Genomic DNA, 22,336 nt, shown 5'->3' on the forward strand with positions numbered 1-22,336 from the left:
ATCAACGCTCATCCGAAACAACCCCCTCCGCCTTGGCACGCTCGCGCTTGGCCCAATACAGCGCCTCGTGGTGATGACCCCGATCAACCTCCGCGACCCGCCCGTACACCTCGGCCGACCGCAGGTAGAACTCCCGCCACGCATCCACCGGCGCATCCGGCGCGGGCATCAGATGCGTCAACGCCTCATGGGCGTCCTTGAGCAACGTCACGGCATACGCCGCCGCCCACGGATCGGCCCTCTTCGTTCGACCCATTACGCACTCCCACTCTCATGCGAGGTGCCCAGCGCGGCCTGTCCCTCGGCAAGCGCCTGCGCGAGACGCGGCGGTGCATCCCGATCAACGACGAGCACCGCCGGGAACGCGTTGCCGAGCCGGATCTCCACCCTCCCGGCGAACACCAGCGGCTCGACCCGAATCGGCAGGTCAGCGGTGACATGCAGACGAACCATGTCAGCCACCGGGGGTCACGCGGCCTTGGGCGCGGACTTGACGACGACCGGCTTCATGCCCGTCGTGCGCAAGCTGTACCCGAGCTTCGCCCGGCACCTGTGCCGCTCACCACCGTGGCTGCCCCGGCACGCCTTGTCGTCAATCCAGGGCGTCACCGTCAACCCCTCGAAGACCACCGGCCGCACATCGGCCCCCGGAATAGCCTCCGGCGGAACAGGCTGGTGAGGAGCCGCGATCTTCACCGTAACCGCGGCCTCTGCCTTGCGCTCCGCCGCCTGATCGATCACCAGGACCGACCACACCAACAGCCCGGACTCCTTGTCCGTCTCCTGCTGGACCGGCAGCCCCTTCGCCCGCTCCTCGGCGGACTGGAACTTGAGCACCGGCTCCACGCCCATCACCAGCGCGCCACGCGGGAACACGAAGTCGTGCGACGTGGGGAGCCTGCTCCCACCCGAGATCGCCACAGCCGTTCTCCTGACGTCGGTGTCGGCTGGACCCTCTGTCCAGCACCTTGACACCAACCACTTCCGGCAGAAATGCGGGACGGCAGCACCGCACAGCGGGACAACTACAGACGTCCTTGGTAGCTTCAAGACGTCCCAACTCGTTCCACAGGGGGAACCATGCCGAACCAGCGCCTACGAGACTCGTTGCTACGCAACGGATTCGACCTCAGCCAGGTGGCCAAAGCCACCGGCGTGGACCCCAAGACGGTCGAACGCTGGATCAACCTCGACCGCACCCCGTACCCCCGTCACCGCCGCACCATCGCCGCCATGGTCCGGGAGGCCGAGACCTACCTCTGGCCCAACGCACTCGCCCCGGATGCCAAGAAAGAGATCACCCAATCGGAGGTCGTGCAGGTCTACCCACACCGCCACTCCGTCCCCCAGGAGCAGTGGACCCACCTGGTCGACCAGGCCCGGATGAACATCTCGATCCTGATCTACTCGGGCATGTTCCTCACCGACAACCCGAGCCTGATCAAGACCTTCCGCCAGAAGGCCGAGGCAGGCGTCAAGATCCGCCTACTCCTGGGCGACCCGGCCAGCCGCGAGGTGGCCCGCCGCAGCGAGGAGGAGGGCATCGGCAAGGGCACCCTCGCCGCCAAGGTCCGCAACGCCCTCGCGTTCTTCAAGCCACTGGCCGACACCGGCCACGCCGAGATCCGCTGCCACCGCACCACGCTCTACAACTCGATCTACCGCTTCGATGACGAGATGCTGGTCAACACCCACGTACACGGCTTCATGGCGGCCCACGCCCCGGTCCTGCACCTGCGCCGCCTCTCCGGAGGCGACCTCTTCGAGACCTACGCCGAGAGCTTCCAAGGCGTCTGGGACGACGCCAAGCCACCCAAGTGGTAGGCAGGGAGACATGGCGCGCACCGACCACTACAACGACCCGAACGCCCCCAAGGCGACCAACATCGTCGTAGCCGTGACCGCGTTCGTCCAGGACGACCAAGGCCGCCTACTCATGATCCGCCGCACCGACAACGACCTCTACTCCATCCCCGGTGGCGCTCAGGATGTAGGCGAGACCATCGGCCACACCGTCATTCGCGAGGTCAAGGAAGAGACCGGCATCGACGTAGACCCCACCGACATCATCGGCGTCTACTCCGACCCGGCCCACGTCATCTCCTACACAGACGGCGAAGTCCGCCAGGAGTTCTCCATCTGCTTCCGCGCTCAGCCCATCGGAGGCGAGCTGCGCACAAGCAACGAGTCCAGCGAAGTCCATTGGGTAGCCCGCGAAGACCTCGAAACCCTCAACATCCACCCCTCAATCCGCCTCCGGATCGAACACGGCTTCAAACCGCAAACCACCCCCTACTTCGCCAAGTAGCCCAACCCAGCTGCGCGCAACCGCTCTTCGGTCCTCTCCACCGCAGCCACCAATTCCGCTTCAGCGTCCGAAATGAAGGACGTTACGAGATCAGTCGGACCATAGCGGTCCATAATTTCGACAATCCTACCGTGGACGTTCGTTCGTTGACCATCGGGCGTTGTGGTCATGTCCGCCCACCAGAGCGCATCCCGCAAAGGCGTTTCCTCGTCTTCCCATTCGGCCAACTCGTCCACCATCGCACGAAGCCTGGCTTCACGATACGAACACGAGTGATGGGCAACGAGCGCGCAGATCCTTTTTGGATAACCGGAATCGCGCAAGTATCGCGCCCCGTCCAACGGATGGAATCCGGTCAACGCTAGATTCGGAGCGTAGCCAATGTCGTGGAGTACCGCCGCCTCCACGAGGACTGAGGCATCACCGTCAGAGAACAGCGCCGAGACGGAGTGTGCCCGCTCCGCTACACCCTGAACATGCGCCCATCGACGTGGAAGCGGTTCTCCGAGTAGGTGTTCCGCCAGCTCAAATGCCCTTACCGCCATGCACATGCCTTAGCCACCTCCAAGTTGGGACGCCTGCCAGCCTTACGGTAACGCCCACCACGCGACCGCCGATATGAGATCCAACCGATCAACACAATGCAACAGGCGGATTAGATGCTGCGGCAACTCCTGCTCTGCTCTTCTTTGGTTTTAGTAGCGACGACGGGTTGCGGAAGTGGATCTACGGTGTTGTCACCCACGTCCGATTTACCCATTACTGACGAAGCAACGAAAGCAACGACGACCACAACCAAAACCACGACGCCGTCCGCCAAGACGTTCGACTCGTCCATAAACGATGTGATCGATCAAATCAACCTCCAACTGCCAATTTTAGAGGCAGGCTCGTCACCTCTGCCCGTGACAATCGTGAAACCGGGCGTTTTCGGAGGCAAAGTTACTCCGGTAACCGAAATCTACCTTCTGCCCGAAAGCAGTGCATTCAGCAAAACTCGTGCCGTTACCGCTCACGTGACCGGTAGTAATGGCTCAGTTCAGACACCCGCTCGCTTATTGAGCGGCATCGGAGCATCGCTGAATTCGCTTTCCAGCGAGGCGGTTGAAGCATTCCACAGGGACGCACTGCCGCAACTTTCGTTGCTGACTAAGACACGTACCACTATCACCGTAGGATCGTTCTACGACTTGACGATCTTGGTACGCGGTTCGACTTCATTGACCTTCGTCTACACACCAGTTGGGACGACGCCTCCATCCGAGGCCGAGACGCTCGGACTATAGAACTTGCGAGGCGGCCACCAACGAGACGACGGCATCTGCCGAATTCGGCTCTACGGGATCAAGGCGCGCCGCCTGCGGCTGCGCGCGGCTGGGCCGGACGCACTTTGGCACCGACTCCCCGCATCCCGGCACGCCGGGCTCCCGCTTCGCTCCGCCCGTCGGCCGTGCACGGAGTCGGTGCACGTGGCCCGGAGGCGGCGCGCGAAGTGATGGCGAGCTGGAGGCTGAGGAGTCCCGCGGCTTGCAGGTCGGGACGATCGCGCGGTCACGCGGCTAGGGTGGCTGGGCACGGCGATCGGCTGCCGCGACGGCTTCGCCGTCTTGCCATCGAGCAGGGTCAGGCCGTCCACGAGCGTCAGCACGAAACGCGAAGCCACTGCGAAACGGGCACGCGGACGTGGGCGACGGGGTGCCGCTTCGGGCAGGTCAGGAGACGTGGCAACAGAGTTGGGCCACGCGCCTTCCTAAACCGTGTGTCGCAGGTTCGAATCCTGCCGGGGGCACTCACCTTTCGCCGGGTGAATCAGGCCCTGAGCTGCGGCAACGCGCTCGGGGCCTGATCTTTCCCGGCAGTCGCCGCCAGCCGGAGTCGGCCCTGCCTGCCGGATCCGAGGGGCCTGCCGCGTGGCTGCAAAGGCGTTGAAGACGCAGAGGAGTCCACGGCGCGCGAGCTGCGGACTCCTCGCGGACTGGCCCGGTTACAGGTCGGGAGCAGGGGCGGAGTTCGCGCGGGCGGCCTCAGGTGCTGAGTGGGATGGGTTGCCACTCGGGTTCCAGGGCACCGACCGCCAGGCCGTTCTCGTCGAGCGCGTTGAACACGCACAGGCGGTCGGGGCCGAAGGTGAAGGCGAGTGCGATCGACCCGTTGGCCAGGTCGCCCCCGGTCCAGACGAGGAACTCGACCGCGTCGACCGCACGGCCCCGCAAGGCGGACAGGTCGGCACGAGCGGTGTTTCGCCAGGCGAGGGGGAAGTTGTCGGGGGGACCCCAGTCGACCGGCTTGGTGGGGTCTGCCGTGTTCCAGGTGATCGAGAGGTCGTCGAACTTGTGGTGGTTGATCTCGATCTGCTCACCGTCGAAGTCGAGCAGGACCGGGCAGCCAGCCCACCACTCGTCGTCCTCCAGGTCCCAGACCAGCCACGCGTCGGTGAGCTGCCGACCGACCAGGGCACGCATGCGAGCCGCGTGCGTCATGGCATCAGCGAGACCGTTCCCCCAGTTCGGCCGGTAGCCCTCGATCCCGAAGTTGAACACGGGCGCATCATGCCCCCACGGCCACTTCCGCGGCCGGCGGTTAATCGACCGCACGAACACCGGACCCCCGCGTCCACGCCGCGAGATCTGGACGGGACCGGCCCGGAGCGGTGCTCCGGGCCGGTCGGTGGGCGGGGGACGTCAGGTCGTGCGCTTGAGCCGGCGGCCCAGTTCGGCCAGCAGTTGCTGATCGGTCAACGCGCTCGGGTCCGGGGTCGACACGCCGCGCAGGTCGGCCTCCTCGGCGGTGATGAGCTTGGCGGCCACCATGACCTCCAGGGGGCTCAGGCCGAACGCCCTGGCCACGACGCGGGCGGTGTCGAGGTTGGGGCGCTCGCCCTTGCGCCAGGCGGTCAGCCGGCTCCGGTCGAAGCCCGTCTTCTCGGTCAGTTCCCCTGTGGTCATCCCGCGGTCGTCCATGTGCCTCTGGACGAAGTCCGACCAGGACGAGTCCGCACTCTCGGCTTTGGTCACCGCGCAATGGTACGTGCGCGCACGCAACGTTCGTTGGGCACTCCCCCCAGGCAGCCCTTACCTGTGCGTTGTGCTCAAACAACATTAGTTGCGCTCACAAAACGAATTGCCTAGCGTTGTGCACCCACCACATGCGTTGGGTGTGCACAACAGGGGCAGGCCATGCCGAACACGATCAAGCTCCGCACCGACGTCTTCGCCAAAGCCGCACGTCTCGCCGGCTTCCGGTCGGACTACGCGCTGGCCAAGGCGATGGACGTCAACCGCTCCACGGTCGCGCGCGTCCTCAGCGGCGAACTGCAGCCCGGCCCGGCGTTCATCGGCGGCGCGCTGATCGCGCTGGAGCCGATGCAGTTCGAAGACCTCTTCGAGATCGTCCCTACCCAGCGGTGATGACGGTCCGTGGCGTCGAGGTCGCGCGCACGTGTGACCCGAACCGTCGAGCGTCGTCACTTCAGCGGTGTGCGGGCTCACCCGTCTGGTTGACACTCGTGATCAAGTGACGGCGCACGGCGACGAGACCAGCGGAAGGATGACACCAGGTGAGCGACGAGCCACGGCACGCGGTCGCGCGGTTGCGCCGGGACCTGCGCACCACCGGGCACGACTGGTTCGAGGCGCACCGCGACGAGCTGCCGTCCGCGCTGCGCGACGCACTGGCCGAACCGGAGGCCGCGGTCGCGCTGTTCGCCGACGTGTGGCCGGTGGTGCCTGTCGACGCCGACGAGGCGTGGTCCCGCGAGCTGCTCGACATCGGTGCCGAACTGGCCGCCGCGCTGCCGACGTCACTGTTGCTGGCCAAAGGTTTCCGCCGGGCCGCGCAGTCGTTGCGCGAACAGGGGGCACTCCGGCTCGCCGCCGTCGCGGGCATGCGGGAACTGGCCGTCCACCGCCTCCGCGACGACGACCCGGACGCGGCGGCCGGCGCGTTGCACGACCTGGCCGCCACCTACCGCGCCCAAGGCCGGATGCACAAGGTCGTCGGGTGTGCCGACGAGATGCTGGAGCTGTACCTCCTGCACGACGACCGGCACGGCACGGCACGGGCGCTGACCCACCTCGGCGCGCTGATGGTCGAGGTCGGGCGGCACGACTCCGCGATCAAGTACCTGTCCCGGGCGGACAAGCTGTTCGCCGACCTGGACGATTCCGCCGGACGCGCCCGGTGCCTGCCCGAGCTGGGCCGGGCGCTGTGGCTGACCGGCGACCGGGCCGAGGCGCACCGGCGGTTCAACCGCGCGCTCGCGCTGCTCATCGGGACCGACGACGAGGCGGCGCAACGGGTGCGCGACCTGGTCGCCGACCTCCAGTCGCGGTCAGTCCCGGAACCAGTGCAGCAGGGCCACGCCGACCTGGATCAGCAGGCCGACCACGACGCGGACCTCGAACAGGACCGCTGAGCGGTGTCGGCGACGGCAGACCCTCCCGCGGCAGCCGGCGTGCCGGCACCTCGGTGACGGCCGGCCGGAAGGCGACCGCTTGGGGGAAGGGTCGGGGGATGCGTTCATCGTGGCGTCGTGCTCTTTCCGTGTTCAGGCGGTGGTGTCAGGGTGGTCGGCCAGCAGGCGCAGCACATCCCGGCACAGGAACACGCGGCGGTAGCCGAGGTGCTCCCGCGGGACGAGAATGCCCAGCTCGACCAAGCGGGCGGTGAGGTCGGTGGCGGCCTTCGCGGTGATGCCGTACCGGGTGCACAGCGACCGGTGGTCCACCACGGGGAAACCGATCAGCTCGGCGGCCACGAGGGGCAGCTTCCCCTTGCGCGGCAGGCGAGCGGTGTACTCGGCGGCCAGCGCCTCCAAGTGGCCGATCAGCCGCAGCTGCGCCAACGCCTGGTCGCGCACGGCGGTGGCGAAGAAGTCGACCCAGCGGTCCACGTGACCGGTGTCCACCACGTCGCGGATCCGCTCCTGGTACTCGTCCAACGCGGTGTCCAGCCAGACCGACAGCGGGAGCACCTGGTCGCGCACCAGCCCGCACCGCACCATCTCCAACGTCGAGAACGTGCGCGCGACGTGCCCGTTGGCCGTGGGGAACGGTTGCAGCACTTCGAGTTGGTAGTGCGCGAGCGCGACCTTGGCGACCCTGGGCTGCTCGTCCTCCTCGCGCACCCACGTCGACCACTGCTCCAGCAACGCCACCAGGTGCGCGCCGGTCGCGGTCAGCAGGTAGGCCCGCCCGTCGCTGACGCCCAAGCGGCCGGGCGCGTCCCGCAGCACGTCGGGCAGGCGGCGGCCGGGCGCACCGCCGGTCATGATCGCGGCGACCTCGCCGACCAGCTCGGCGTCGACCGGCGCACCGGCGCGGACCCGGGCCAGACCGTGGTCGCAGGCCCGCAGGAACGGGGCCACCAGCTGCGACGGCGCGGCGCTGCCGGTCGGCGGCGGGCCGCCCTGGGACGCCAGCAGGTCCGCCGCGAACGTCTCGCGCAGCCCCACGGCGACCCCGGACAGCCCGGCTGAGGCGTTCGCGTCGCGGACCTGGGTCGACCGCACGATCGCGGACCGCACGCCCAGGCGTTCGGCCGCCTCGTCCAGGCGACCCAGGGCGTGCTCGGCCTCGGCGCACCGGCGGTAGGTGGACACGGGAAGCGCCAGGTCGGAGGGCAGCGGCGGCGGCAGGTAGGCGCCTTCGCGCCGGAGTGGTTCGGGGATGCCGGGCAGCTCGGGCACCGGCGACCACTGCCCATCGGGCAGGGGACGAAAATTCATGGGCGAGACACTGGCACGACAGCCGATGCTTTGGCAAGACATTCCCAAGGCGAAGTGAAGCCAGACACCCCTTCACTACACATCGAGTTACACACCTCGATTAGGCCGTTCGAGTCACGACTTTGGTGTACTACCCGCAAAATTAGGGAACCGGTCCCGCGCCAGCCATAGCAGCAGCTCAGCACCCTTCGTGCAGAGTTATGCACCATCGTGGTGAAATCGGGCCGCCTGCGCCGACAGACCTGCGGTATTCCACCCGAGGAGCGCTCGGGAAAGTGATCACGACATACCGTGACGTTCCGAATGGGACCACTGGTCCGCCCGCCCCGCCATTCCACCCGAAAAGGTGTCAGGTTCTCCAACGCCGCCACGCACCGCCCTGGCGCCATCCGGACTTGCCAGTGGCACCAACCTGGTGCCATAGTGGTGCCATGGACCTGACGCCGTACGTCGACAACCTTCGCCGGGAGCTCGCCACCGCCGCAGAGGCAGGTGGGGCGGAGGCACGGGCGCTGGCCGAACGACTCATCGCCCCGCTCGACACCGCGGTGCGGTTGACGCTGCTCGAAGCCTTGTCCGCCGCCATGGACGAGATCACGCGGGACCTCGCGCCCGGCTCGGTCGACGTGCGGTTGCGGGGGCGTGACCCGGAGTTCGTCGTGACAGTGCCGGATGGTGCCACGGCGAGCCAGGATGGTGCCACGGAGCTGCCACCGGTGGTCGCCGAGGACGGCCCGGTGGCCCGGATCAACCTGCGGCTGCCCGAGCACCTGAAGTCGAGGGTCGAGGAAGCCGCGACCCGCGAGGGCGTTTCCGTCAACGCCTGGCTGGTGCGCGCCGCCGCGGCCGGGCTCGGGCACGGTGGCCGCACGTCCGGCCGCACGTCGTCCCGGCAGAGCTACACCGGCTGGGTCCGCTAACCGCGCACCGCCGCCACCAGCACAAACACCGACCCGACACCCTCCGAGGGGACAGCCATGCCTTCTTTCGCCACGCCCGAACCCATCACGCTCGACCTCGACGTCACCGCCGGCGGCGTCCTCATCGCGGCCACCGACCGGGACGACACCGTGGTCGAGGTCGTGCCCGGCGACCCGGACAACGGCAAGGACGTCGCCGCGGCCCAGGGCACCTCGGTGGACTTCGCCGCGGGCCGCCTCACGATCAAGACGCCCAGGTCGCGCGGCGTCTTCGGCAAGACCGGCTCGGTCGACGTGGTGGTGCGGCTGCCCACCGGGTCGCACGTCGCCGCCCAGGGCTCGCTCACCGACTTCCGCGCCGAGGGCGCGTTGGGCGAGTGCCGCTTCAAGACCTCCGCCGGCCACATCCGGCTCCAGGACACCGCCGCGCTCAAGGCGTCCACCTCGCACGGTGACGTCCTGGTCGAGCGCATCACCGGCCGCGCCGAGCTGTCGACCGGCTCCGGCGAGCTGCGCGTGGACCGGCTCGACGGCTCCGGCACGGTGAAGAACTCCAACGGTCCCACCCGGATCGGCGAGGTCACCGGTGACGTGCGGGCCGGTGCGGCGAACGGGGACATCGTCGTCAGCCACGCCGCGGGCGACGTGCACGCCAAGACCGCCAACGGCCGCATCCGGGTCGAGGAGGCCGTGCGCGGCTCGGTGGTCGTGGAGACCTCGGCCGGCCAGGTGGAGGTCGGCATCCGCGAGGGCACGGCCGCGTGGCTGGACGTGCGCTCGGTCGCGGGCCGCGTGCGCAACGAGCTGACCGGCGTCGACGCGCCCGGTGATACCGAGGAGCGGGTCGAGGTGCGCGCCCGCACGTCGCTGGGCGACATCGTCATCCACCGCGCCTGACACAACAAAACCATTGGGGGAGAAAGACAATGTGGGACACCAACCCGCAGCAGCCCTGGCTGCGCGGAGAACGCCCCGAGCACGTCGTCGCCTACGACGAGCAGCTCGGCTTCTGGAACGTCCACGGCCACCAGGAGATCGTCGAGGTCCTCGGTGACTGGGGCCGGTTCTCGTCCGACGTGACCCGGCTGTTCCCGCCGACCGAGGGGACGCTGACCGAGGGCAACATCATCCAGCTCGACCCGCCGGAGCACCAGAAGCTGCGCCGCCTGGTCAGCCACGCGTTCACGCCCAAGGTCGTGGCCGACCTGGGGCACCGCATCACCGAGCTCACCGGCGAACTGCTCGACGACATCTCCGGCGACGACTTCGAGCTGGTCCGCGACCTGGCCTACCCGCTGCCGGTGATCGTGATCGCCGAACTGCTCGGCGTGCCGAGCGGCGACCGCGACCTGTTCAAGGTGTGGGTGGACCGGATGTTCGAGAGCACCAACCAGTTCTCGCTCAAGGACGACGAGGCCAAGTTGCGGCAGGAGCTGCGCGACAGCGTCGAGGCCACGCGCCCGCTGCTGGACTACCTGGGCGAGCACGCCGCGCAGTGCCGCCGCTCCCCGCGCCCCGGCCTGCTCAGCGACCTCGTGCACGCCGAAGTGGACGGTGAGCGCCTGACCGACGCGCAGGTGGTGAACTTCGCCGCCGTGCTGCTGGTGGCGGGCCACCTCACGACGACCATGCTGCTCGGCAACACCGTGCTGGCCTTGGACGCGCACCCGGACCAGTTCGCGAAGGTCCGCCAGGACCGCGCGCTCGTGCCGGCCGCCATCGAGGAGTCGTTGCGGTTCCTGACCCCGTTCGCGGCGCTGGCCCGGGTCACGAACGAGCCGGTGGCGCTGGGCGGCGTCGAGATCCCCGAGAACCAAATGCTGATGCTGTGGATCGGCGCCGCCAACCGCGACCCGCGCCGGTTCGCGAACCCGGACGTCCTCGACATCACCCGGGACCCGAACCCGCACCTGGGCTTCGGCCGCGGCGTGCACTTCTGCCTCGGCGCGCCGCTGGCCCGGCTGGAGGGGCGGCTCGCGCTGGACGTCCTGCTCGACCGCTTCCCGCGGCTGCGCACGGACCCCGACCGGCCGCCGACGTTCCTGCCCTCCCCGAACCTCACCGGCGTGCAGTCCCTGCCGCTGCTCACCGACTGACCGAGGAGACCACCCATGGCGATCACGGCCACCGGTCTGCGCAAGTCCTACGGCGACCACGTCGTGCTCGACGGCCTCGACCTGCGGGTGGCGCCCGGCTCGGTGTTCGCGCTGCTCGGCCCCAACGGCGCGGGCAAGACGACGACCGTGCAGATCCTGTCCACCCTCATCACCCCGGACGCCGGCCGGGCGACCGTCGCGGGCCACGACCTGCTCGGCGACCCGGCGGGCGTCCGCGCGGCCATCGGCGTCACCGGCCAGTTCTCCGCCGTGGACAACCTGCTCACCGGCGAGGAGAACCTGCGGCTGATGGCCGACCTCGCCCACCTGGACCGCCGGGAGGGCCGCCGCACCACCGCCCGCCTGCTGGAGCAGTTCGACCTCGTGGACGCGGCGCGCAAGCCCGCCTCCACGTACTCCGGCGGCATGCGCCGGCGGCTGGACCTGGCGATGACGCTGGTCGGCGGCCCGGAGCTGATCTTCCTCGACGAGCCGACCACCGGCTTGGACCCGCGCAGCAGGCACACCATGTGGGAGATCATCCGCGGTCTGGTCGCGGACGGCGTCACGATCTTCCTCACCACCCAGTACCTGGAGGAGGCCGACCAGCTCGCGGACCGGATCGCCGTGCTCAACGGTGGCCGGCTGGTCGCCGAGGGCACCGCGGACGAGCTGAAGCGGCTCATCCCGGGCGGGCACGTGCGGCTGCGGTTCGCCGACGCGCACACCCTCGACCTGGCCGCCAAGGCGCTCGGCGGCTCGTCCCGCGACGACGCGAGCCTGACCCTGGACGTGCCCGGTGACGGTGGCGTGCACCAGTTGCGGGGCCTGCTCGACCGGCTGGACGACGCCGCGGTCGAGGTGCAGGACCTGTCCGTGCACACGCCCGACCTCGACGACGTCTTCTTCGCCCTGACCACCGAGAGGACCGCGCAGCGATGAGCACCCCGGCCATCCGCGACACGACCACCATGCTGCGCCGCAACCTGCGGCACATGCAGCGCTTCCCGATGATGTCGATCGGCACGATCGGCATGCCGGTGCTGATGATGCTGCTGTTCGTGCACGTCTTCGGCGGCTCGCTCGGCGCGACGCTGCCGGGCGGCGCGTCCTACGTGGACTACCTGGTGCCGGGCATCCTGGTGATGGCGGTCGGCTCGGGCGCCGCGTGGACGTCGATCAACATCAACACCGACATGGGCGAGGGGATCATCGCCCGGTTCCGCACCATGGCCATCTCGCGCTACTCGGTGCTGACCGGGCAGGCGTTGAGCAGCCTGCTGAACACCGCGGTCAGCCTGACCGCGGTGATCGGGTTGGCGCTGCTGAGCGGGTTCCGCCCGGCGGCCGACCTGCGCGGTTGGCTCGGCGCGGCCGGGTTGCTGGTGCTGCTGGCGCTCGCGTTCACCTGGCTGGGCATCGCGTTCGGCATGGGCGCGAAGACGGTCGCCGGCGCGAACACCGCCACCCTGCCGCTGCAGTTCCTGCCGTTCGTCAGCAGCGCGTTCGTGCCGACCGACTCGATGTCGAGCGGGCTGGCGTGGGTGGCGGAGAACCAGCCGTTCACGCCGATCACCGACACCCTGCGCGGCCTGCTGATCGGCACGCCGATCGGTGACAGCGGGTACTGGGCGGTCGGCTGGTGCCTGGTGATCACCGCCGCCGGCTGTGCCAGGGCGCGCGTGCTCTACAACCGCGACCCCTCCCGCTGAGCTGCGCGGACGCTAAGATCGCCCGGTGCGACCACTGGCTCCGGGAGTCCACCAGCTGCTCGGCCGTCCTCCCCACATGGTGAACGCCTACCTGGTGGAGGACGTCCTGGTGGACGCGGGCACGCCGTCGGCCCGCAAGCGGATCACCCGCCAGCTCGACGGCCGCACCATCGCCGCGCACGTGGTGACGCACGCGCACCCGGACCACTTCGGCTCCAGCCACGCGGTCTGCGAGCGGTACGACGTGCCGCTGTGGGCCGGGGCGAAGGACGTGGAGGCGATCACCACCGCGACCCCGGTGCCCGCGCCCGGCTTCGCCGCCTCCCTGCTGTCGCGGATGAAGATGCCCCCGCCGCACCCGGTCGCCCGGGGGCTGGCCGAGGGCGACGAGGTCGCCGGGTTCACCGTGCTGGACGTGCCCGGCCACTCGCCCGGCCACATCGCCCTGTGGCGCGACCACGACGGCGTGCTGATCTGCGGCGACGTGTTCTTCAACCTGCTGCGGCCCAGCGCGCCGCCCAAGATCCTGACCTTCGACGACGAGCGCAACCGGGCGTCCATGCGCCGGCTCGCCGAGCTGCGGCCGAAGCTCGTGCTGTTCGGCCACGGCCGCCCGCTGCGCGACCCGGACCGCCTGCTGCGCCTCGTCCGATGAGCACGCTGGAGCGGGACCGCGAGCTGGACCGCATCACGGCGGCGCTGGACTCCGCGGTGGCGGGCGAGGGCCGGGTCGTGGTGATCGAGGGCCGGGCGGGCATCGGCAAGACCCGGCTGGTGCAGGACACCAGGGCGTTGGCCAAGCAGCGCGGTTTCGGCCGGTTGCAGGCCGTGGGCGACGTGCTGGAGAGCGCGATGGCCTGGGGTGTCGTGCGGCAGCTCGTGGAGCGGTCGGTGTCGCGGTACCGGGGCGAGGTGCGGGAGAAGATCCTGGCCGGGCCGTCCGGGGCCGCGCTGCGGGCGCTCGACGGCGCGGCGGCCGACCCGAGCGAGGCGGAGCTGGCCCGCACGCTGCACGCGCTGTGGTGGGTGGCGGTGGACCTGTCCGCCACCCGGCCGCTGCTGATCACGGTGGACGACGCGCAGTGGGCGGACCTGTCCTCGGCGCGGTTCCTGGCCTACCTGTCGCGGCGGATCGCGGACCTGCCGATCGCGCTGGTCGTCGCCACCCGGCCGGTGGCCGACAGCACCGGCCCGCTGGCGCAGCTGAGCGTGTCCCGGCAGGCCGAACGGCTGGTGCCGCGCCCTCTCACGCCCGCGGCGCTGGCCGAGCTGGTCGCGGCGCGCGGGGTGCGCCCGCACCCCGGGGTGGTGGCCGCGCTGCACGCGGCGGGCGCGGGGAACCCGCTGCTGACCGGGGTCCTGGTGGACGAGCTGGACGCGCTGGCGCTGCCGCTGGACGACCCGGGCACGGCGGGCCGGGTCGCCCGGCTCGGCCCCAGCTCGGTGTTCCGCGCCGCGCTCGGCCGGTTGCCCGTCGACGCGGTCCGGTTGGCGGGCGCCGCCGCCGTGCTCGGCACCGCGGGTGACCCGTGGCTGGCCGGTCAGGTCGCCGACCTGGACGACGACCGCCTGCGGCCCGCCGTCGACGCGCTGGTCTCGGCGCACGTGCTGACCGGTGAGCAGCTCCAGTTCGCGCACCCGGTGGTGCGCGAGGCCGTGCTGGCGGACCTGGGCCCGGTGGCCCGCGCCGCGCTGCACGCCCGCGCCGCGACCCGGTTGTGGGAGACCAAGGCGCCCGCGGACCGGATCGCCGCGCACCTCGCGCACGCGCCGCGGGGCAGCCTGCCGCAGGCCGTGGACGTGCTGCGGGCGGCGGCCGGCGCGCTGCTGTCGGCGGGTGATCCGCGCACCGCGGCGGCGCACCTGAGGCGCGCGGTGGACGAACGGCCGGACGACCCGGCCCTGCGCGCCGAGCTGGGCCGGGCGCTGCTGCGCGGTGGCGAGGCCGCGCAGGCGCGCCACGAGCTGCGGATCGCCGCCGCCGAGGTGCCGGACGCGGAACTGCTGGCCGCCGCCGCGTCCGCGACCGCCGCCGTGGAGGGACCGGACGCGGCGATCGCGGAGTTGACCGAGGCCATCGCGGCCCGCGCCCCGGACGCGGGACGGCTGCACCTGGAGGCCAGGCTGGCGGTCGTGCGGTCGTTCTCGCCGCGGCACCGCCAGGCGGCGTCGGACCACCTGGGCGGGCACGCCTCGCTGGCCGGCCGCACCCCGGACGAGCGCACGCTGCTCGGCCTGCTCGCCCAGACCGGCCGCTACGAGGTGTGGCCCTCGACCGAGGTCGCCGCCGTGGCGCTGCGGGCGTTGTCGCACGGCGCGTACTTCGACGACGCCACCGGCAGCACCGACGCCATGGTGGCGTGGCTGGTGGCGCTGATCGCCCTGGTGGCCGCGGACGGCGTGGACGAGGCCAGGCCGGAGATCGAGCGGGCCCGGTCGCGGGTGCGGGCGCACGGGTCGCCGGTCGAGTTCGCCATGGTCGGCAACGCCGCCGCGTTCCTGAACTGGCGGACCGGCTCGATGCGCCAGGTGGCCGCCGAGTCCGAGGGCGTGCTGGCCGCCGTGCTGGACGAGGACCCGGTGCCGCAGGTGGTGGCGACGCGGGCGACGGCGACGCACTTCCTGGCCTACGCCGCGCTCGAACGCGGCGACCTGACCGAGGTGGCGGCCACCCTGGCGCGGTTCGACGCCGAGCACACCGAGTCGCCGCAGATCATGCCGACCATCTGGCTGCACGAGCCGCGGGCGCTGCTGGCCCTGGCGCAGGGCGACCCGCGGCGGGCGCGGGTCGAGGCGCACCTCCAGCGCGACGCCATGCGTGCCGCCGAGCTCGACCCGCCGACCATCCCGTGGCGCAACCCGGCGGCACGCGCGGCGATGCTCCTCGGTGACGAAGCCGAGGCTCTGGCGCTGGCCGAGGAACAGCTCGCACTGGCCGAGAAGTGGGCCGCCGCGACGGAGGTCGGCGCGGCCCTGCGGCTGCTGGCCCACGTCGACCAGGCACGCCGGGTGGAGCTGCTGACCGAGTCGGTGCGGGTGCTGGAGCGGTCGCCGGCCACGCTGCACCTGGCCCGGTCGCTGGCGGACCTGGGCGAGGCGCTGCGGGTGGCACGGCGGCGCGCGGACGCGCGGGAACCGCTGCACCGGGCGGTGGACCTGGCCGCCGAGTGCGGTTCCCCCGTGGTGCGGGCGCGGGCCGCGGAGGCGTTGGAGGCGCTGGGCGACCGACCGCGGCGGTCCCCGCTCGCGGGCGCGGAGGCGTTGACCGCCAGCGAACGCCGGGTCGCGGACCTCGCCGCCACCGGGCGGGGCAACCGGGAGATCGCCCAGGAGCTGTTCGTGACGCCCAAGACGGTGGAGAACCACCTCGGCCGCATCTACACCAAGCTCGGCATCAGCGGGCGGCGCGAGCTGGCCCGCGTGCTGGCGTGAGCGACCCCGATTAAGAGGAGGAGTCGGGTGGGGGTGTGCCTGATACACCCAACTTCCCGGGCCTCCGAGATGAGGGACCAACCCTCATGCCTTCGACGTTTGTGCAGGTCAAGCTAGTCCTACCGAAGGGGCCGCGGGAGGCGGTCCCCTCCACAGGAGGTAGGAACCCATGTTGCGCAAGGCTCTGCTCACCGCCCTCGCCACCACCGCCGTCGGCGCCGTCGCCCTGCCCGGTCTCGCCGCGGCCGACCCGGTCCTCGGCACGCCGCCGCCGTGCGTGAAGGTCAGCGACCTGGCCGGCGCCGAGTTCGAGGTCAAGCAGTGCGGTGTCAGCGACGTCGACCAGTTCCGCGCCGGCCTCGAGGGCAACGGCAACGCCCACTGCGGCCCGGCGTCGCTCTACAACGTGCTGCACTTCTGGGGTCACGAGAAGAAGGCACCGGTCGGCTGGCTGACCACCAAGGTCGGCGCGCTCGACCCGAAGGACCCGGCCGACTACACCGTCGTGGGCAACTCGATCTGGCGGATCGGGGTGGACGCGAAGTACGACGGCGGCACCAACATGACCAACCTGCGGACCGCGTGGAACATCGCCACGCAGCCCGCCCGCAACGCCGGCTGGGCCACCGCCACGGACTGGGCGAGCACGCACACCACCGACGACTGGTCGGGCACGCTGGCCAAGCGGCTCAACCAGGGCCCGGTGCAGCTGGTCTACGGCCGCTACGCCCCCGGCCCCCGAGCCGGGAGCCTGGAGCGCACCGGCGGGCACATCGTCACCGTCGTGTCGGCGAAGGGCTCGTTCGACGGCAACACCGTGCAGCTCAAGCTCGCCGACCCGGGCCGCGCCCTGGACCACGGCCAGGACGACTACCTCTACACCCAGTCCGCCTACGAGTCGCTCGACGTGACGCTGGAGCGCAAGACGATCGTGGAGCACATCGCGGCCAAGGACGACGCGAACACCCCGGCCGACGAGAGCCTGCTGCCCGGCACGTACCGGAACGTGGTGCGGTGGGAGCTGACCGGCCCGCGCTACGTCAGCACGAAGACCCGCCAGATGGTGGAGGGCTTCAACTGGTTCGTGATGTCCCCGCCGGTGGGCTGATCGACGCACCCGGAGCACCGCAAGACCCCGCCTCGCCAGGGGCGGGGTCTTGCCGCGCACGGCGTGCACCGCACGAGGTCGAACGCGTGTTCGAGCCGTCCACAACTGGGGACAACCCTGTGGACAACTCAGTCGTGCCTGGTCAGAGCTTGTGCATGGGCGAGCAGTTCGTCCACCGACCACTGGTCGTACGCGTGTTGTCCACGCTTCTCCGCGACGATCTCGCCGTCCGGGGCGATGAGGAAGTCCGCGGGCAGGCCGAGCCGTCCGCCCTCCGGCCTGGGCAGCGGGCGCCGACCGCGCAGCACCGGGCCCAGGTCGCGGACCACGCCGCGCACGATCGCGCCCCACGCCCGCGGGTCGAGCAGCGACCGCGCGGCGGACTCCACGCCGAACTCCGCGTAGAGCCGCTTGCCCGGGTCGCCGACCACGGCGAACGGCAGGTCGGCGACGTGCGGGCGCAGTTCCGCGTCCGACGAGTGGAACACGACCACCTCGGTGATGCCGTGCGCGGTGATCTCGTCGTGCCGCTGCACGATCGACCGCAGGTGCAGGTTGCACACCGGGCAGCCCGCGAAGCGGCGGAACTGCAGGTGGACCAGGGTGCGCGGGTCGGGCACCCGCACCGAGCCCCCGAGCACCGTTCCCCAGTCACGTTCGGCGACCTTCACGTCTCCCCCTCGACCTCGTAGGCGTGCGCTGTACGCTTTCCGAAGTTATGCGCGTAACTTGTACGCTGTCAAGGTCATGCCACGTCCCAAGTCGCTCACCCCGGCCGCGCTCGCCGCCGCCACGCTCGCCGTCCTGGACCGGGACGGCCTGGCCGCGCTGTCGATGCGCGCCGTCGCGGCGGAGCTGGGCATGGGCACCATGTCGCTGTACCGGTACGTCGCCGACCGGGACGAGCTGGAGGCGCTCGCCGTCGACCACGTGCTGTCCGGGGTCGACTGCACGCCACCGAAGGCGTTGTGGGACAAGCAGATCGCCGTGCTGGTCGAACGGGTCCGCGCGGCGGTCGCGGCACACCCCAACGCCGTGCCGCTCACGACGGCGCACCGGCACCGGTGCCCGAGCCTGCTGCGCTGGACGGAGTCCGTGCTGGCGGTGCTCACCCGGGCCGGGTTCACCGGGGAGCAGCGGGTGATCGCGATGCGCGCGCTGGTGGGCTACCTGATCGGCTCGATCGAGCTGGAGCACCGCGGACCGCTCACGGGTCGGGGCACGGACGCGATGGCGACGATGGGCGAGGCGTTCCCGCTGCTGGCCGAGACCGCCGCTTCCGCGCGGACGATCACGTCGGACATCGAGTTCCGCCGGGGCTTGGACGTGGTGCTCAGCGGCCTGCGCCGCCCCTGAACGCCCGAGCGGTGTGAGCCGGCGCGGAGGCCGAAGCCGACCTCGGCCTCCGCGTCGAAACGCGACGAACACGGAGTTGCGCTCCGAGCGTGGCGTCGACAGGTCCGGCGCGGAGTCGACGCCCGCTGCGTCTCCAGGTCAGGTTCGCCGATGAGAGGGCTGCGCCCCCTCGTCCCGTCCGCCACCGCGGCTCGGACGGGAAGACTTCAGGCCGTCCGCTCGTCGTCGTCCGGCAGGTCGAGCAGCTCTTCGAGCACGTGCGTGGCCGGTCCGCGCCGGCGCCACGAGAAACGGCTGGGCGACAGCACGTTCACCTCGTCGGCGGGCATCCGCATCGCCACCGCGTCGTCCTCGTTGTGCAGGCGCACCACGTCGATCACCGCGTCGTGCGCGCGCACCCCGACCACGGCCGCCAGCTCACCCCTGGCGTCGCGCGGGTGCAGGAACTGGAAGCCCCGCGCGATCAGCTCGCGGAGCTGGAACGTGGTCCGGGAGGCGTGGTCAGTCGACGAGGTCATCGAACTCCCCGTCCCTGGCCCCGGCCACGAAGGCGGCCATCTCCGCCCGGGTGTAGACGAGCGCGGGACCTTCGGGGAACCGGGAGTTGCGCATCGCGATCTCACCGCCGTCGAGGACGGCGAACTCGACGCAGTTGCCGATCGCGTCGCTGTACGAGCTCTTGGTCCACGTGACGCCGTTCAGGTCGGCCGCGGACATGCCGTTGTGAACCTTGGTGGCCATCGACTCACCTTCCGAGCCAAGAGATGCATCTGCACGTGCATCCGGTTGTGCACGGACCGTAGCACCGGGCGGTGCACGGGTAAATGCACGTGCAGATGCGGAGCGTGAATCCCACCCGGTCGGACGACAGCTACAGCTCGGCCCGCCGCTTGGCGAGCATCTGCCGGCTCCGGTCGGGCGTCTCGGCGTCCACCGTGAGGCGGTCGAAGACCCGGCTGTAGATCTCCAGCTCTTCGAGTTTGTCCAGGTAGAGGGCACCGGCGAGGTGTTCGAGGTAGACGATGTCCGGCAGGTCGGGCTCGCCGAAGCGCAGCATCGCGAACGGCCCCTTCGCCGCGTAGCCGGCCAACGGGAACGGCACGATCTGGAGGGTGATCGGACCGTCCTTGGTCACGCTGAGCAAGTGGTCGATCTGGTTGAGCAGGACCTGGCGGCCACCGATCGCCCGGTAGAGCACCGATTCGTCGATCACGGCCCACACCCTCGGGGCGCCCGGCCGCGCCAGGATCTTCTGCCGCTGCATCCGGAACGCCACCCGCCGCCGCACCTCGGGCGTCACCAGCTCGGCCCGGCCGTGGCTCGCGATGGCGGTCGCGTACTCCTCGGTCTGGAGCAGGCCGGGCACGAACTGCGTCTCGTAGATCAGGATGCGGGACGCCGCCTCCTCCAGGCCCACGTAGTCGTGGAACCAGTCGGGCATCAGGTCGGTGTAGCGGTTCCACCAGCCCGGCTCGTTCGACCGGCGGACCATGTCGAGGAACTTCGCCCGCTCGTCCGGGTCGTCGACGCCGTACATGGTGAGCAGGTCGTTCACGTCGCGCGGCTTCAGCCCGACGCGCCCGAGCTCCATCCGGCTGATCTTCGACTCCGAGCCGCGGATCGCGTAGCCCGCGTCCGCCCTGGTGATCTCGGCGGCCTCGCGCAGCCTGCGCAACTGGGCGCCGAGCACGATCCGCAAAGCGGTCGGACCGCTGTCCCGCTCCGGCGTCGACTCCTCCGCCGCCATCGCCGTTCCTCCCGACCGTCGTGCCTGTCCCACCCGAACAGCGGTTGCGCCCGGGGAGGGCCGACTCGCATCGTCACTGAACGTACACCCATGATCTTGCCCGGTCGGATGCACGAGGCTCACTCGCGCGTTGAGCCCATACCCTTACGCTGACCGGACTGTGACGCGGTGCACACACCACCACTCCCATCCCCGTAATGCGAGGTCAACAAGATGCCGGGTACGTCCTCGGACGCCGCCGCCCCCGTCTACATCGACACCACGAAGGCCAGCATCGCCAGGGTCTACGACGCGTTCCTCAACGGCAAGGACAACTACGAGATCGACCGGGAAGTGCTGCGACGCGTCCAGGAGGTCGCGCCGGAGGCGACCACGCTCGCCGTGGACAACCGGAGCTTCCTGATCCGCGCCACCCGGTTCGTCGCGAGCCAAACGGGTATCGACCAGTTCCTCGACTGCGGCTCCGGGTTGCCCACCGCGGAGAACACCCACCAGGTGGCCCAGCGGATCAACCCGGATGCACGAGTCGTGTACGTCGACAACGACCCGGTGGTACTGGCGCACGGCCGCGCGCTGCTGGAGGAGAACGACCGGACGCACTTCTCGGCCGCCGACATCTTCAAGCCGCGGGAGATCCTCAACGACGAGGTCGTGCGCAAGCACATCGACTTCACCCAGCCGATCGCGTTCTTCCAGATGGGCACGCTGCACCACTACAACGGCGACTCGCCCTCGTCGGCCGAGATCATGGCCGAGTACATCGACGCGCTGCCGTCCGGCTCGTACGTCGCGATCTCGCACTTCTTCGACCCGGAGACCGAGGAGCACTCGGCCATCGCGCGGCGCATGGAGCACACGTTCCTGCACTCGCCCATGGGCAGCGGGCGGTTCATCACCCGGCGGGAGATGCTGGAGCTGTTCCACGGCCTGGAGCTGGTCGAGCCGGGCCTGGTGATCTGCGCGGACTGGTGGCCCGACGGGCCGCGGCTCAAGGAGCTCGACGCGGTGAGCTACTGCATCGCGGGCGCGGTGGGCCGCAAGCCCTGAAGCCGTCGCGCGCGACGGTGGTGGACGGGGGAACCCCCGCCCACCACCAGGTTTCGCGCGCCCGTCCGCCGGCTCAGCGGGTGAAGAACTCGACGAGCGCCGGGACCGTCGCCCGGGGCTTGACCATGTGGGTCTGGCCGGGCAGGACGGTCAGCTCGCCGTGCGGCAGCGCCGACGCCAGGTGTCGCTGCGCGTTGCGCATGTACTCGGGGCTCTTGCCGCCCGCGATCACCAGGGCGGGCACGTCCGCGCCCGACCAGCGGTCGGCGGGCGGCGGCGTGCCCCGCTGGAACTCGCCGGTCAGCGCGAAGTCGTTCGGCAGCGTGTGCGCGACGCCCTTCAGCTTCCGCCACGGCGGCATGACCCGGAGGACCGCGACGAAGAAGCCGGGCGTGCCGACGTAGCGCATGAACAGCTTGACCGCGTCGCCCCGGCGTCCTTCCCCGACCGCGCGCTCCACGCGGGCCGGCAGGTCGGGGTCCATCGGCGCGCGGGTGCCGTCCACGACCATCGGCGACTCGTAGATCGCGATCCGGTCGGCGCGCACGCCCCGGTGCGCCGCCTCGGCGACCAGCGTGCCGCCCGACGACATGCCGAACAGGTGGGCCGAGCCGCCCGCCTGTTCGATGAGCGCGGCGATGTCCTCGACCTCGCGCTCCACGTCGTACGGCGCGGTGCCGCCGCCGCTCTCGCCCCGGCCGCGCCGGTCGTAGGTGTAGACGGTGAAGCGGTCGGACAGCGCCTCGGCCAACGCCGTCGCGGGGCCGAAGGCCCGGTGGCACAGCGCGCCGTCCACGATGATCAACGCCGGTCCGGACCCGATGCGCGTGAAGGCGATCGCGGTGCCGTCCTTGGATACGACCTGTCCCATGGTTCTTCAGTCCC

27 protein-coding genes are annotated in these 22,336 nt (G+C 70.6%); 15 read left to right on the forward strand and 12 right to left on the reverse strand.

Features of this window, described 5'->3' with window-relative positions:
• Nucleotide 1: 1 nt before the first annotated feature.
• The 3 genes from ACIQMJ_RS01945 to ACIQMJ_RS01955 are packed head-to-tail and all read right to left on the reverse strand — an operon-like array spanning nucleotide 2 to nucleotide 921.
• Nucleotides 2–211, reverse strand: coding sequence for an AMED_5909 family protein (locus tag ACIQMJ_RS01945; RefSeq protein WP_499759138.1), 210 nt, complete (start codon nucleotides 209–211; stop codon nucleotides 2–4).
• Between the two features lie 44 nt (nucleotides 212–255).
• Nucleotides 256–453, reverse strand: coding sequence for a hypothetical protein (locus tag ACIQMJ_RS01950; protein WP_499760228.1), 198 nt, complete (start codon nucleotides 451–453; stop codon nucleotides 256–258).
• A 15-nt stretch (nucleotides 454–468) separates the two neighbouring features.
• Nucleotides 469–921: a hypothetical protein gene (locus ACIQMJ_RS01955; protein ID WP_499759139.1), complete on the reverse strand. Its 453-nt coding sequence runs from the start codon at nucleotides 919–921 to the stop codon at nucleotides 469–471.
• A 159-nt stretch (nucleotides 922–1,080) separates the two neighbouring features.
• Between ACIQMJ_RS01955 and ACIQMJ_RS01960 the strand changes: the two genes are divergently transcribed.
• The gene (locus ACIQMJ_RS01960) at nucleotides 1,081–1,824 is read left to right on the forward strand and encodes a DUF5919 domain-containing protein (RefSeq protein WP_499759140.1); all 744 of its coding nucleotides are present in this window, start codon (nucleotides 1,081–1,083) and stop codon (nucleotides 1,822–1,824) included.
• Nucleotides 1,825–1,834: 10 nt separating this feature from the next.
• Entirely contained in the window at nucleotides 1,835–2,308 is a 474-nt protein-coding gene (locus ACIQMJ_RS01965; protein WP_499759141.1) for an NUDIX hydrolase, read from the forward strand.
• Here the strand turns inward: ACIQMJ_RS01965 and ACIQMJ_RS01970 are convergent.
• Nucleotides 2,293–2,859 (reverse strand): HD domain-containing protein, encoded by a 567-nt coding sequence (locus ACIQMJ_RS01970; RefSeq protein ID WP_499759142.1) that lies wholly within the window; start codon nucleotides 2,857–2,859, stop codon nucleotides 2,293–2,295. The two genes, ACIQMJ_RS01965 and ACIQMJ_RS01970, sit on opposite strands and share 16 nt — an antisense overlap.
• A 180-nt stretch (nucleotides 2,860–3,039) precedes the next feature.
• Between ACIQMJ_RS01970 and ACIQMJ_RS01975 the strand changes: the two genes are divergently transcribed.
• Complete coding sequence (locus ACIQMJ_RS01975; protein WP_499759143.1) at nucleotides 3,040–3,594, forward strand: hypothetical protein; 555 nt, start codon at nucleotides 3,040–3,042, stop codon at nucleotides 3,592–3,594.
• A gap of 738 nt (nucleotides 3,595–4,332) precedes the next feature.
• Here the strand turns inward: ACIQMJ_RS01975 and ACIQMJ_RS01980 are convergent.
• Nucleotides 4,333–4,908 carry a hypothetical protein gene (locus ACIQMJ_RS01980; protein ID WP_499759144.1) on the reverse strand — a complete coding sequence of 192 codons (576 nt, stop codon included), beginning with the start codon at nucleotides 4,906–4,908 and terminating at the stop codon, nucleotides 4,333–4,335.
• 81 nt (nucleotides 4,909–4,989) lie between these two features.
• Complete coding sequence (locus ACIQMJ_RS01985) at nucleotides 4,990–5,322, reverse strand: helix-turn-helix domain-containing protein (RefSeq protein ID WP_499759145.1); 333 nt, start codon at nucleotides 5,320–5,322, stop codon at nucleotides 4,990–4,992.
• A 162-nt stretch (nucleotides 5,323–5,484) separates the two neighbouring features.
• Between ACIQMJ_RS01985 and ACIQMJ_RS01990 the strand changes: the two genes are divergently transcribed.
• Nucleotides 5,485–5,715 carry a transcriptional regulator gene (locus tag ACIQMJ_RS01990; protein WP_499759146.1) on the forward strand — a complete coding sequence of 77 codons (231 nt, stop codon included), beginning with the start codon at nucleotides 5,485–5,487 and terminating at the stop codon, nucleotides 5,713–5,715.
• A gap of 149 nt (nucleotides 5,716–5,864) precedes the next feature.
• Nucleotides 5,865–6,722 (forward strand): tetratricopeptide repeat protein, encoded by an 858-nt coding sequence (locus ACIQMJ_RS01995; protein WP_499759147.1) that lies wholly within the window; start codon nucleotides 5,865–5,867, stop codon nucleotides 6,720–6,722.
• A gap of 132 nt (nucleotides 6,723–6,854) precedes the next feature.
• Here ACIQMJ_RS01995 and ACIQMJ_RS02000 read toward each other — a convergent pair whose 3' ends face one another.
• Nucleotides 6,855–8,033, reverse strand: a complete 1,179-nt coding sequence (locus ACIQMJ_RS02000; protein WP_499759148.1) for a Fic family protein — start codon at nucleotides 8,031–8,033, stop codon at nucleotides 6,855–6,857.
• A gap of 431 nt (nucleotides 8,034–8,464) precedes the next feature.
• Here ACIQMJ_RS02000 and ACIQMJ_RS02005 point away from each other — a divergent pair, with 431 nt between their 5' ends.
• The 8 genes from ACIQMJ_RS02005 (at nucleotide 8,465) to ACIQMJ_RS02040 (ending at nucleotide 17,301) form a co-directional block, all read left to right on the forward strand.
• Nucleotides 8,465–8,953 (forward strand): toxin-antitoxin system HicB family antitoxin, encoded by a 489-nt coding sequence (locus ACIQMJ_RS02005; RefSeq protein WP_499759149.1) that lies wholly within the window; start codon nucleotides 8,465–8,467, stop codon nucleotides 8,951–8,953.
• A gap of 57 nt (nucleotides 8,954–9,010) precedes the next feature.
• Nucleotides 9,011–9,850 carry a DUF4097 family beta strand repeat-containing protein gene (locus tag ACIQMJ_RS02010; protein WP_499759150.1) on the forward strand — a complete coding sequence of 280 codons (840 nt, stop codon included), beginning with the start codon at nucleotides 9,011–9,013 and terminating at the stop codon, nucleotides 9,848–9,850.
• A gap of 29 nt (nucleotides 9,851–9,879) precedes the next feature.
• Nucleotides 9,880–11,049, forward strand: coding sequence for a cytochrome P450 (locus ACIQMJ_RS02015; RefSeq protein WP_499759151.1), 1,170 nt, complete (start codon nucleotides 9,880–9,882; stop codon nucleotides 11,047–11,049).
• A 15-nt stretch (nucleotides 11,050–11,064) separates the two neighbouring features.
• A complete protein-coding gene (locus ACIQMJ_RS02020; RefSeq protein WP_499759152.1) occupies nucleotides 11,065–11,991 on the forward strand; it encodes an ATP-binding cassette domain-containing protein in 927 nt (308 codons plus the stop codon).
• Nucleotides 11,988–12,761 carry an ABC transporter permease gene (locus tag ACIQMJ_RS02025; RefSeq protein WP_499759153.1) on the forward strand — a complete coding sequence of 258 codons (774 nt, stop codon included), beginning with the start codon at nucleotides 11,988–11,990 and terminating at the stop codon, nucleotides 12,759–12,761. Before ACIQMJ_RS02020 ends, ACIQMJ_RS02025 begins: the two co-directional genes overlap by 4 nt.
• 25 nt (nucleotides 12,762–12,786) lie before the next feature.
• Nucleotides 12,787–13,416 (forward strand): MBL fold metallo-hydrolase, encoded by a 630-nt coding sequence (locus tag ACIQMJ_RS02030; protein ID WP_499759154.1) that lies wholly within the window; start codon nucleotides 12,787–12,789, stop codon nucleotides 13,414–13,416.
• Nucleotides 13,413–16,193: a helix-turn-helix transcriptional regulator gene (locus ACIQMJ_RS02035; protein ID WP_499759155.1), complete on the forward strand. Its 2,781-nt coding sequence runs from the start codon at nucleotides 13,413–13,415 to the stop codon at nucleotides 16,191–16,193. The genes ACIQMJ_RS02030 and ACIQMJ_RS02035 overlap by 4 nt, the downstream gene beginning before the upstream one ends.
• Nucleotides 16,194–16,362: 169 nt before the next feature.
• Nucleotides 16,363–17,301, forward strand: a complete 939-nt coding sequence (locus ACIQMJ_RS02040) for a hypothetical protein (protein ID WP_499759156.1) — start codon at nucleotides 16,363–16,365, stop codon at nucleotides 17,299–17,301.
• A gap of 128 nt (nucleotides 17,302–17,429) precedes the next feature.
• On the opposite strand, the gene ACIQMJ_RS02045 is transcribed toward ACIQMJ_RS02040, so the two are convergent.
• Entirely contained in the window at nucleotides 17,430–17,972 is a 543-nt protein-coding gene (locus tag ACIQMJ_RS02045; protein WP_499759157.1) for a peroxiredoxin-like family protein, read from the reverse strand.
• Nucleotides 17,973–18,048: 76 nt separating this feature from the next.
• On the opposite strand from ACIQMJ_RS02045, the gene ACIQMJ_RS02050 reads away from it, so the two are divergent.
• Nucleotides 18,049–18,657, forward strand: a complete 609-nt coding sequence (locus tag ACIQMJ_RS02050) for a TetR/AcrR family transcriptional regulator C-terminal domain-containing protein (protein ID WP_499759158.1) — start codon at nucleotides 18,049–18,051, stop codon at nucleotides 18,655–18,657.
• A gap of 206 nt (nucleotides 18,658–18,863) precedes the next feature.
• On the opposite strand, the gene ACIQMJ_RS02055 is transcribed toward ACIQMJ_RS02050, so the two are convergent.
• The 3 genes from ACIQMJ_RS02055 to ACIQMJ_RS02065 form a co-directional block, all read right to left on the reverse strand.
• Nucleotides 18,864–19,175: a hypothetical protein gene (locus tag ACIQMJ_RS02055; RefSeq protein ID WP_141979302.1), complete on the reverse strand. Its 312-nt coding sequence runs from the start codon at nucleotides 19,173–19,175 to the stop codon at nucleotides 18,864–18,866.
• Complete coding sequence (locus ACIQMJ_RS02060) at nucleotides 19,159–19,398, reverse strand: DUF397 domain-containing protein (protein WP_387483587.1); 240 nt, start codon at nucleotides 19,396–19,398, stop codon at nucleotides 19,159–19,161. Before ACIQMJ_RS02060 ends, ACIQMJ_RS02055 begins: the two co-directional genes overlap by 17 nt.
• A 130-nt stretch (nucleotides 19,399–19,528) precedes the next feature.
• Entirely contained in the window at nucleotides 19,529–20,404 is an 876-nt protein-coding gene (locus ACIQMJ_RS02065) for a Sco1979 family transcriptional regulator (RefSeq protein ID WP_499759159.1), read from the reverse strand.
• A gap of 213 nt (nucleotides 20,405–20,617) precedes the next feature.
• Here ACIQMJ_RS02065 and ACIQMJ_RS02070 point away from each other — a divergent pair, with 213 nt between their 5' ends.
• On the forward strand, nucleotides 20,618–21,451 hold the full coding sequence (locus ACIQMJ_RS02070) for an SAM-dependent methyltransferase (RefSeq protein WP_499759160.1): 834 nt from the start codon (nucleotides 20,618–20,620) through the stop codon (nucleotides 21,449–21,451).
• A 73-nt stretch (nucleotides 21,452–21,524) separates the two neighbouring features.
• Here ACIQMJ_RS02070 and ACIQMJ_RS02075 read toward each other — a convergent pair whose 3' ends face one another.
• Complete coding sequence (locus ACIQMJ_RS02075) at nucleotides 21,525–22,322, reverse strand: alpha/beta fold hydrolase (protein ID WP_499759161.1); 798 nt, start codon at nucleotides 22,320–22,322, stop codon at nucleotides 21,525–21,527.
• Nucleotides 22,323–22,336: the final 14 nt, after the last annotated feature.

Source organism: Actinosynnema sp. NPDC091369 (genome assembly GCF_044757065.1).
In the GTDB taxonomy this organism is placed as follows: domain Bacteria; phylum Actinomycetota; class Actinomycetes; order Mycobacteriales; family Pseudonocardiaceae; genus Actinosynnema.

What these genes read in the sequence shown, in the direction of transcription:
- ACIQMJ_RS02040 (WP_499759156.1), top strand. Translation starts at nt 16,363, where the DNA reads ATGTTGCGCAAGGCTCTGCTCACCGCCCTCGCCACCACCGCCGTCGGC.
- ACIQMJ_RS02010 (WP_499759150.1), top strand. Translation starts at nt 9,011, where the DNA reads ATGCCTTCTTTCGCCACGCCCGAACCCATCACGCTCGACCTCGACGTC.
- ACIQMJ_RS02035 (WP_499759155.1), top strand. Translation starts at nt 13,413, where the DNA reads ATGAGCACGCTGGAGCGGGACCGCGAGCTGGACCGCATCACGGCGGCG.
- ACIQMJ_RS02065 (WP_499759159.1), bottom strand. Translation starts at nt 20,404, where the DNA reads ATGGCGGCGGAGGAGTCGACGCCGGAGCGGGACAGCGGTCCGACCGCT.
- ACIQMJ_RS02015 (WP_499759151.1), top strand. Translation starts at nt 9,880, where the DNA reads ATGTGGGACACCAACCCGCAGCAGCCCTGGCTGCGCGGAGAACGCCCC.
- ACIQMJ_RS01950 (WP_499760228.1), bottom strand. Translation starts at nt 453, where the DNA reads ATGGTTCGTCTGCATGTCACCGCTGACCTGCCGATTCGGGTCGAGCCG.
- ACIQMJ_RS02005 (WP_499759149.1), top strand. Translation starts at nt 8,465, where the DNA reads ATGGACCTGACGCCGTACGTCGACAACCTTCGCCGGGAGCTCGCCACC.
- ACIQMJ_RS02025 (WP_499759153.1), top strand. Translation starts at nt 11,988, where the DNA reads ATGAGCACCCCGGCCATCCGCGACACGACCACCATGCTGCGCCGCAAC.
- ACIQMJ_RS02070 (WP_499759160.1), top strand. Translation starts at nt 20,618, where the DNA reads ATGCCGGGTACGTCCTCGGACGCCGCCGCCCCCGTCTACATCGACACC.
- ACIQMJ_RS02075 (WP_499759161.1), bottom strand. Translation starts at nt 22,322, where the DNA reads ATGGGACAGGTCGTATCCAAGGACGGCACCGCGATCGCCTTCACGCGC.
- ACIQMJ_RS02020 (WP_499759152.1), top strand. Translation starts at nt 11,065, where the DNA reads ATGGCGATCACGGCCACCGGTCTGCGCAAGTCCTACGGCGACCACGTC.
- ACIQMJ_RS02060 (WP_387483587.1), bottom strand. Translation starts at nt 19,398, where the DNA reads ATGGCCACCAAGGTTCACAACGGCATGTCCGCGGCCGACCTGAACGGC.
- ACIQMJ_RS01970 (WP_499759142.1), bottom strand. Translation starts at nt 2,859, where the DNA reads ATGTGCATGGCGGTAAGGGCATTTGAGCTGGCGGAACACCTACTCGGA.
- ACIQMJ_RS01965 (WP_499759141.1), top strand. Translation starts at nt 1,835, where the DNA reads ATGGCGCGCACCGACCACTACAACGACCCGAACGCCCCCAAGGCGACC.
- ACIQMJ_RS02050 (WP_499759158.1), top strand. Translation starts at nt 18,049, where the DNA reads ATGCCACGTCCCAAGTCGCTCACCCCGGCCGCGCTCGCCGCCGCCACG.
- ACIQMJ_RS02000 (WP_499759148.1), bottom strand. Translation starts at nt 8,033, where the DNA reads ATGAATTTTCGTCCCCTGCCCGATGGGCAGTGGTCGCCGGTGCCCGAG.
- ACIQMJ_RS01960 (WP_499759140.1), top strand. Translation starts at nt 1,081, where the DNA reads ATGCCGAACCAGCGCCTACGAGACTCGTTGCTACGCAACGGATTCGAC.
- ACIQMJ_RS02055 (WP_141979302.1), bottom strand. Translation starts at nt 19,175, where the DNA reads ATGACCTCGTCGACTGACCACGCCTCCCGGACCACGTTCCAGCTCCGC.
- ACIQMJ_RS01990 (WP_499759146.1), top strand. Translation starts at nt 5,485, where the DNA reads ATGCCGAACACGATCAAGCTCCGCACCGACGTCTTCGCCAAAGCCGCA.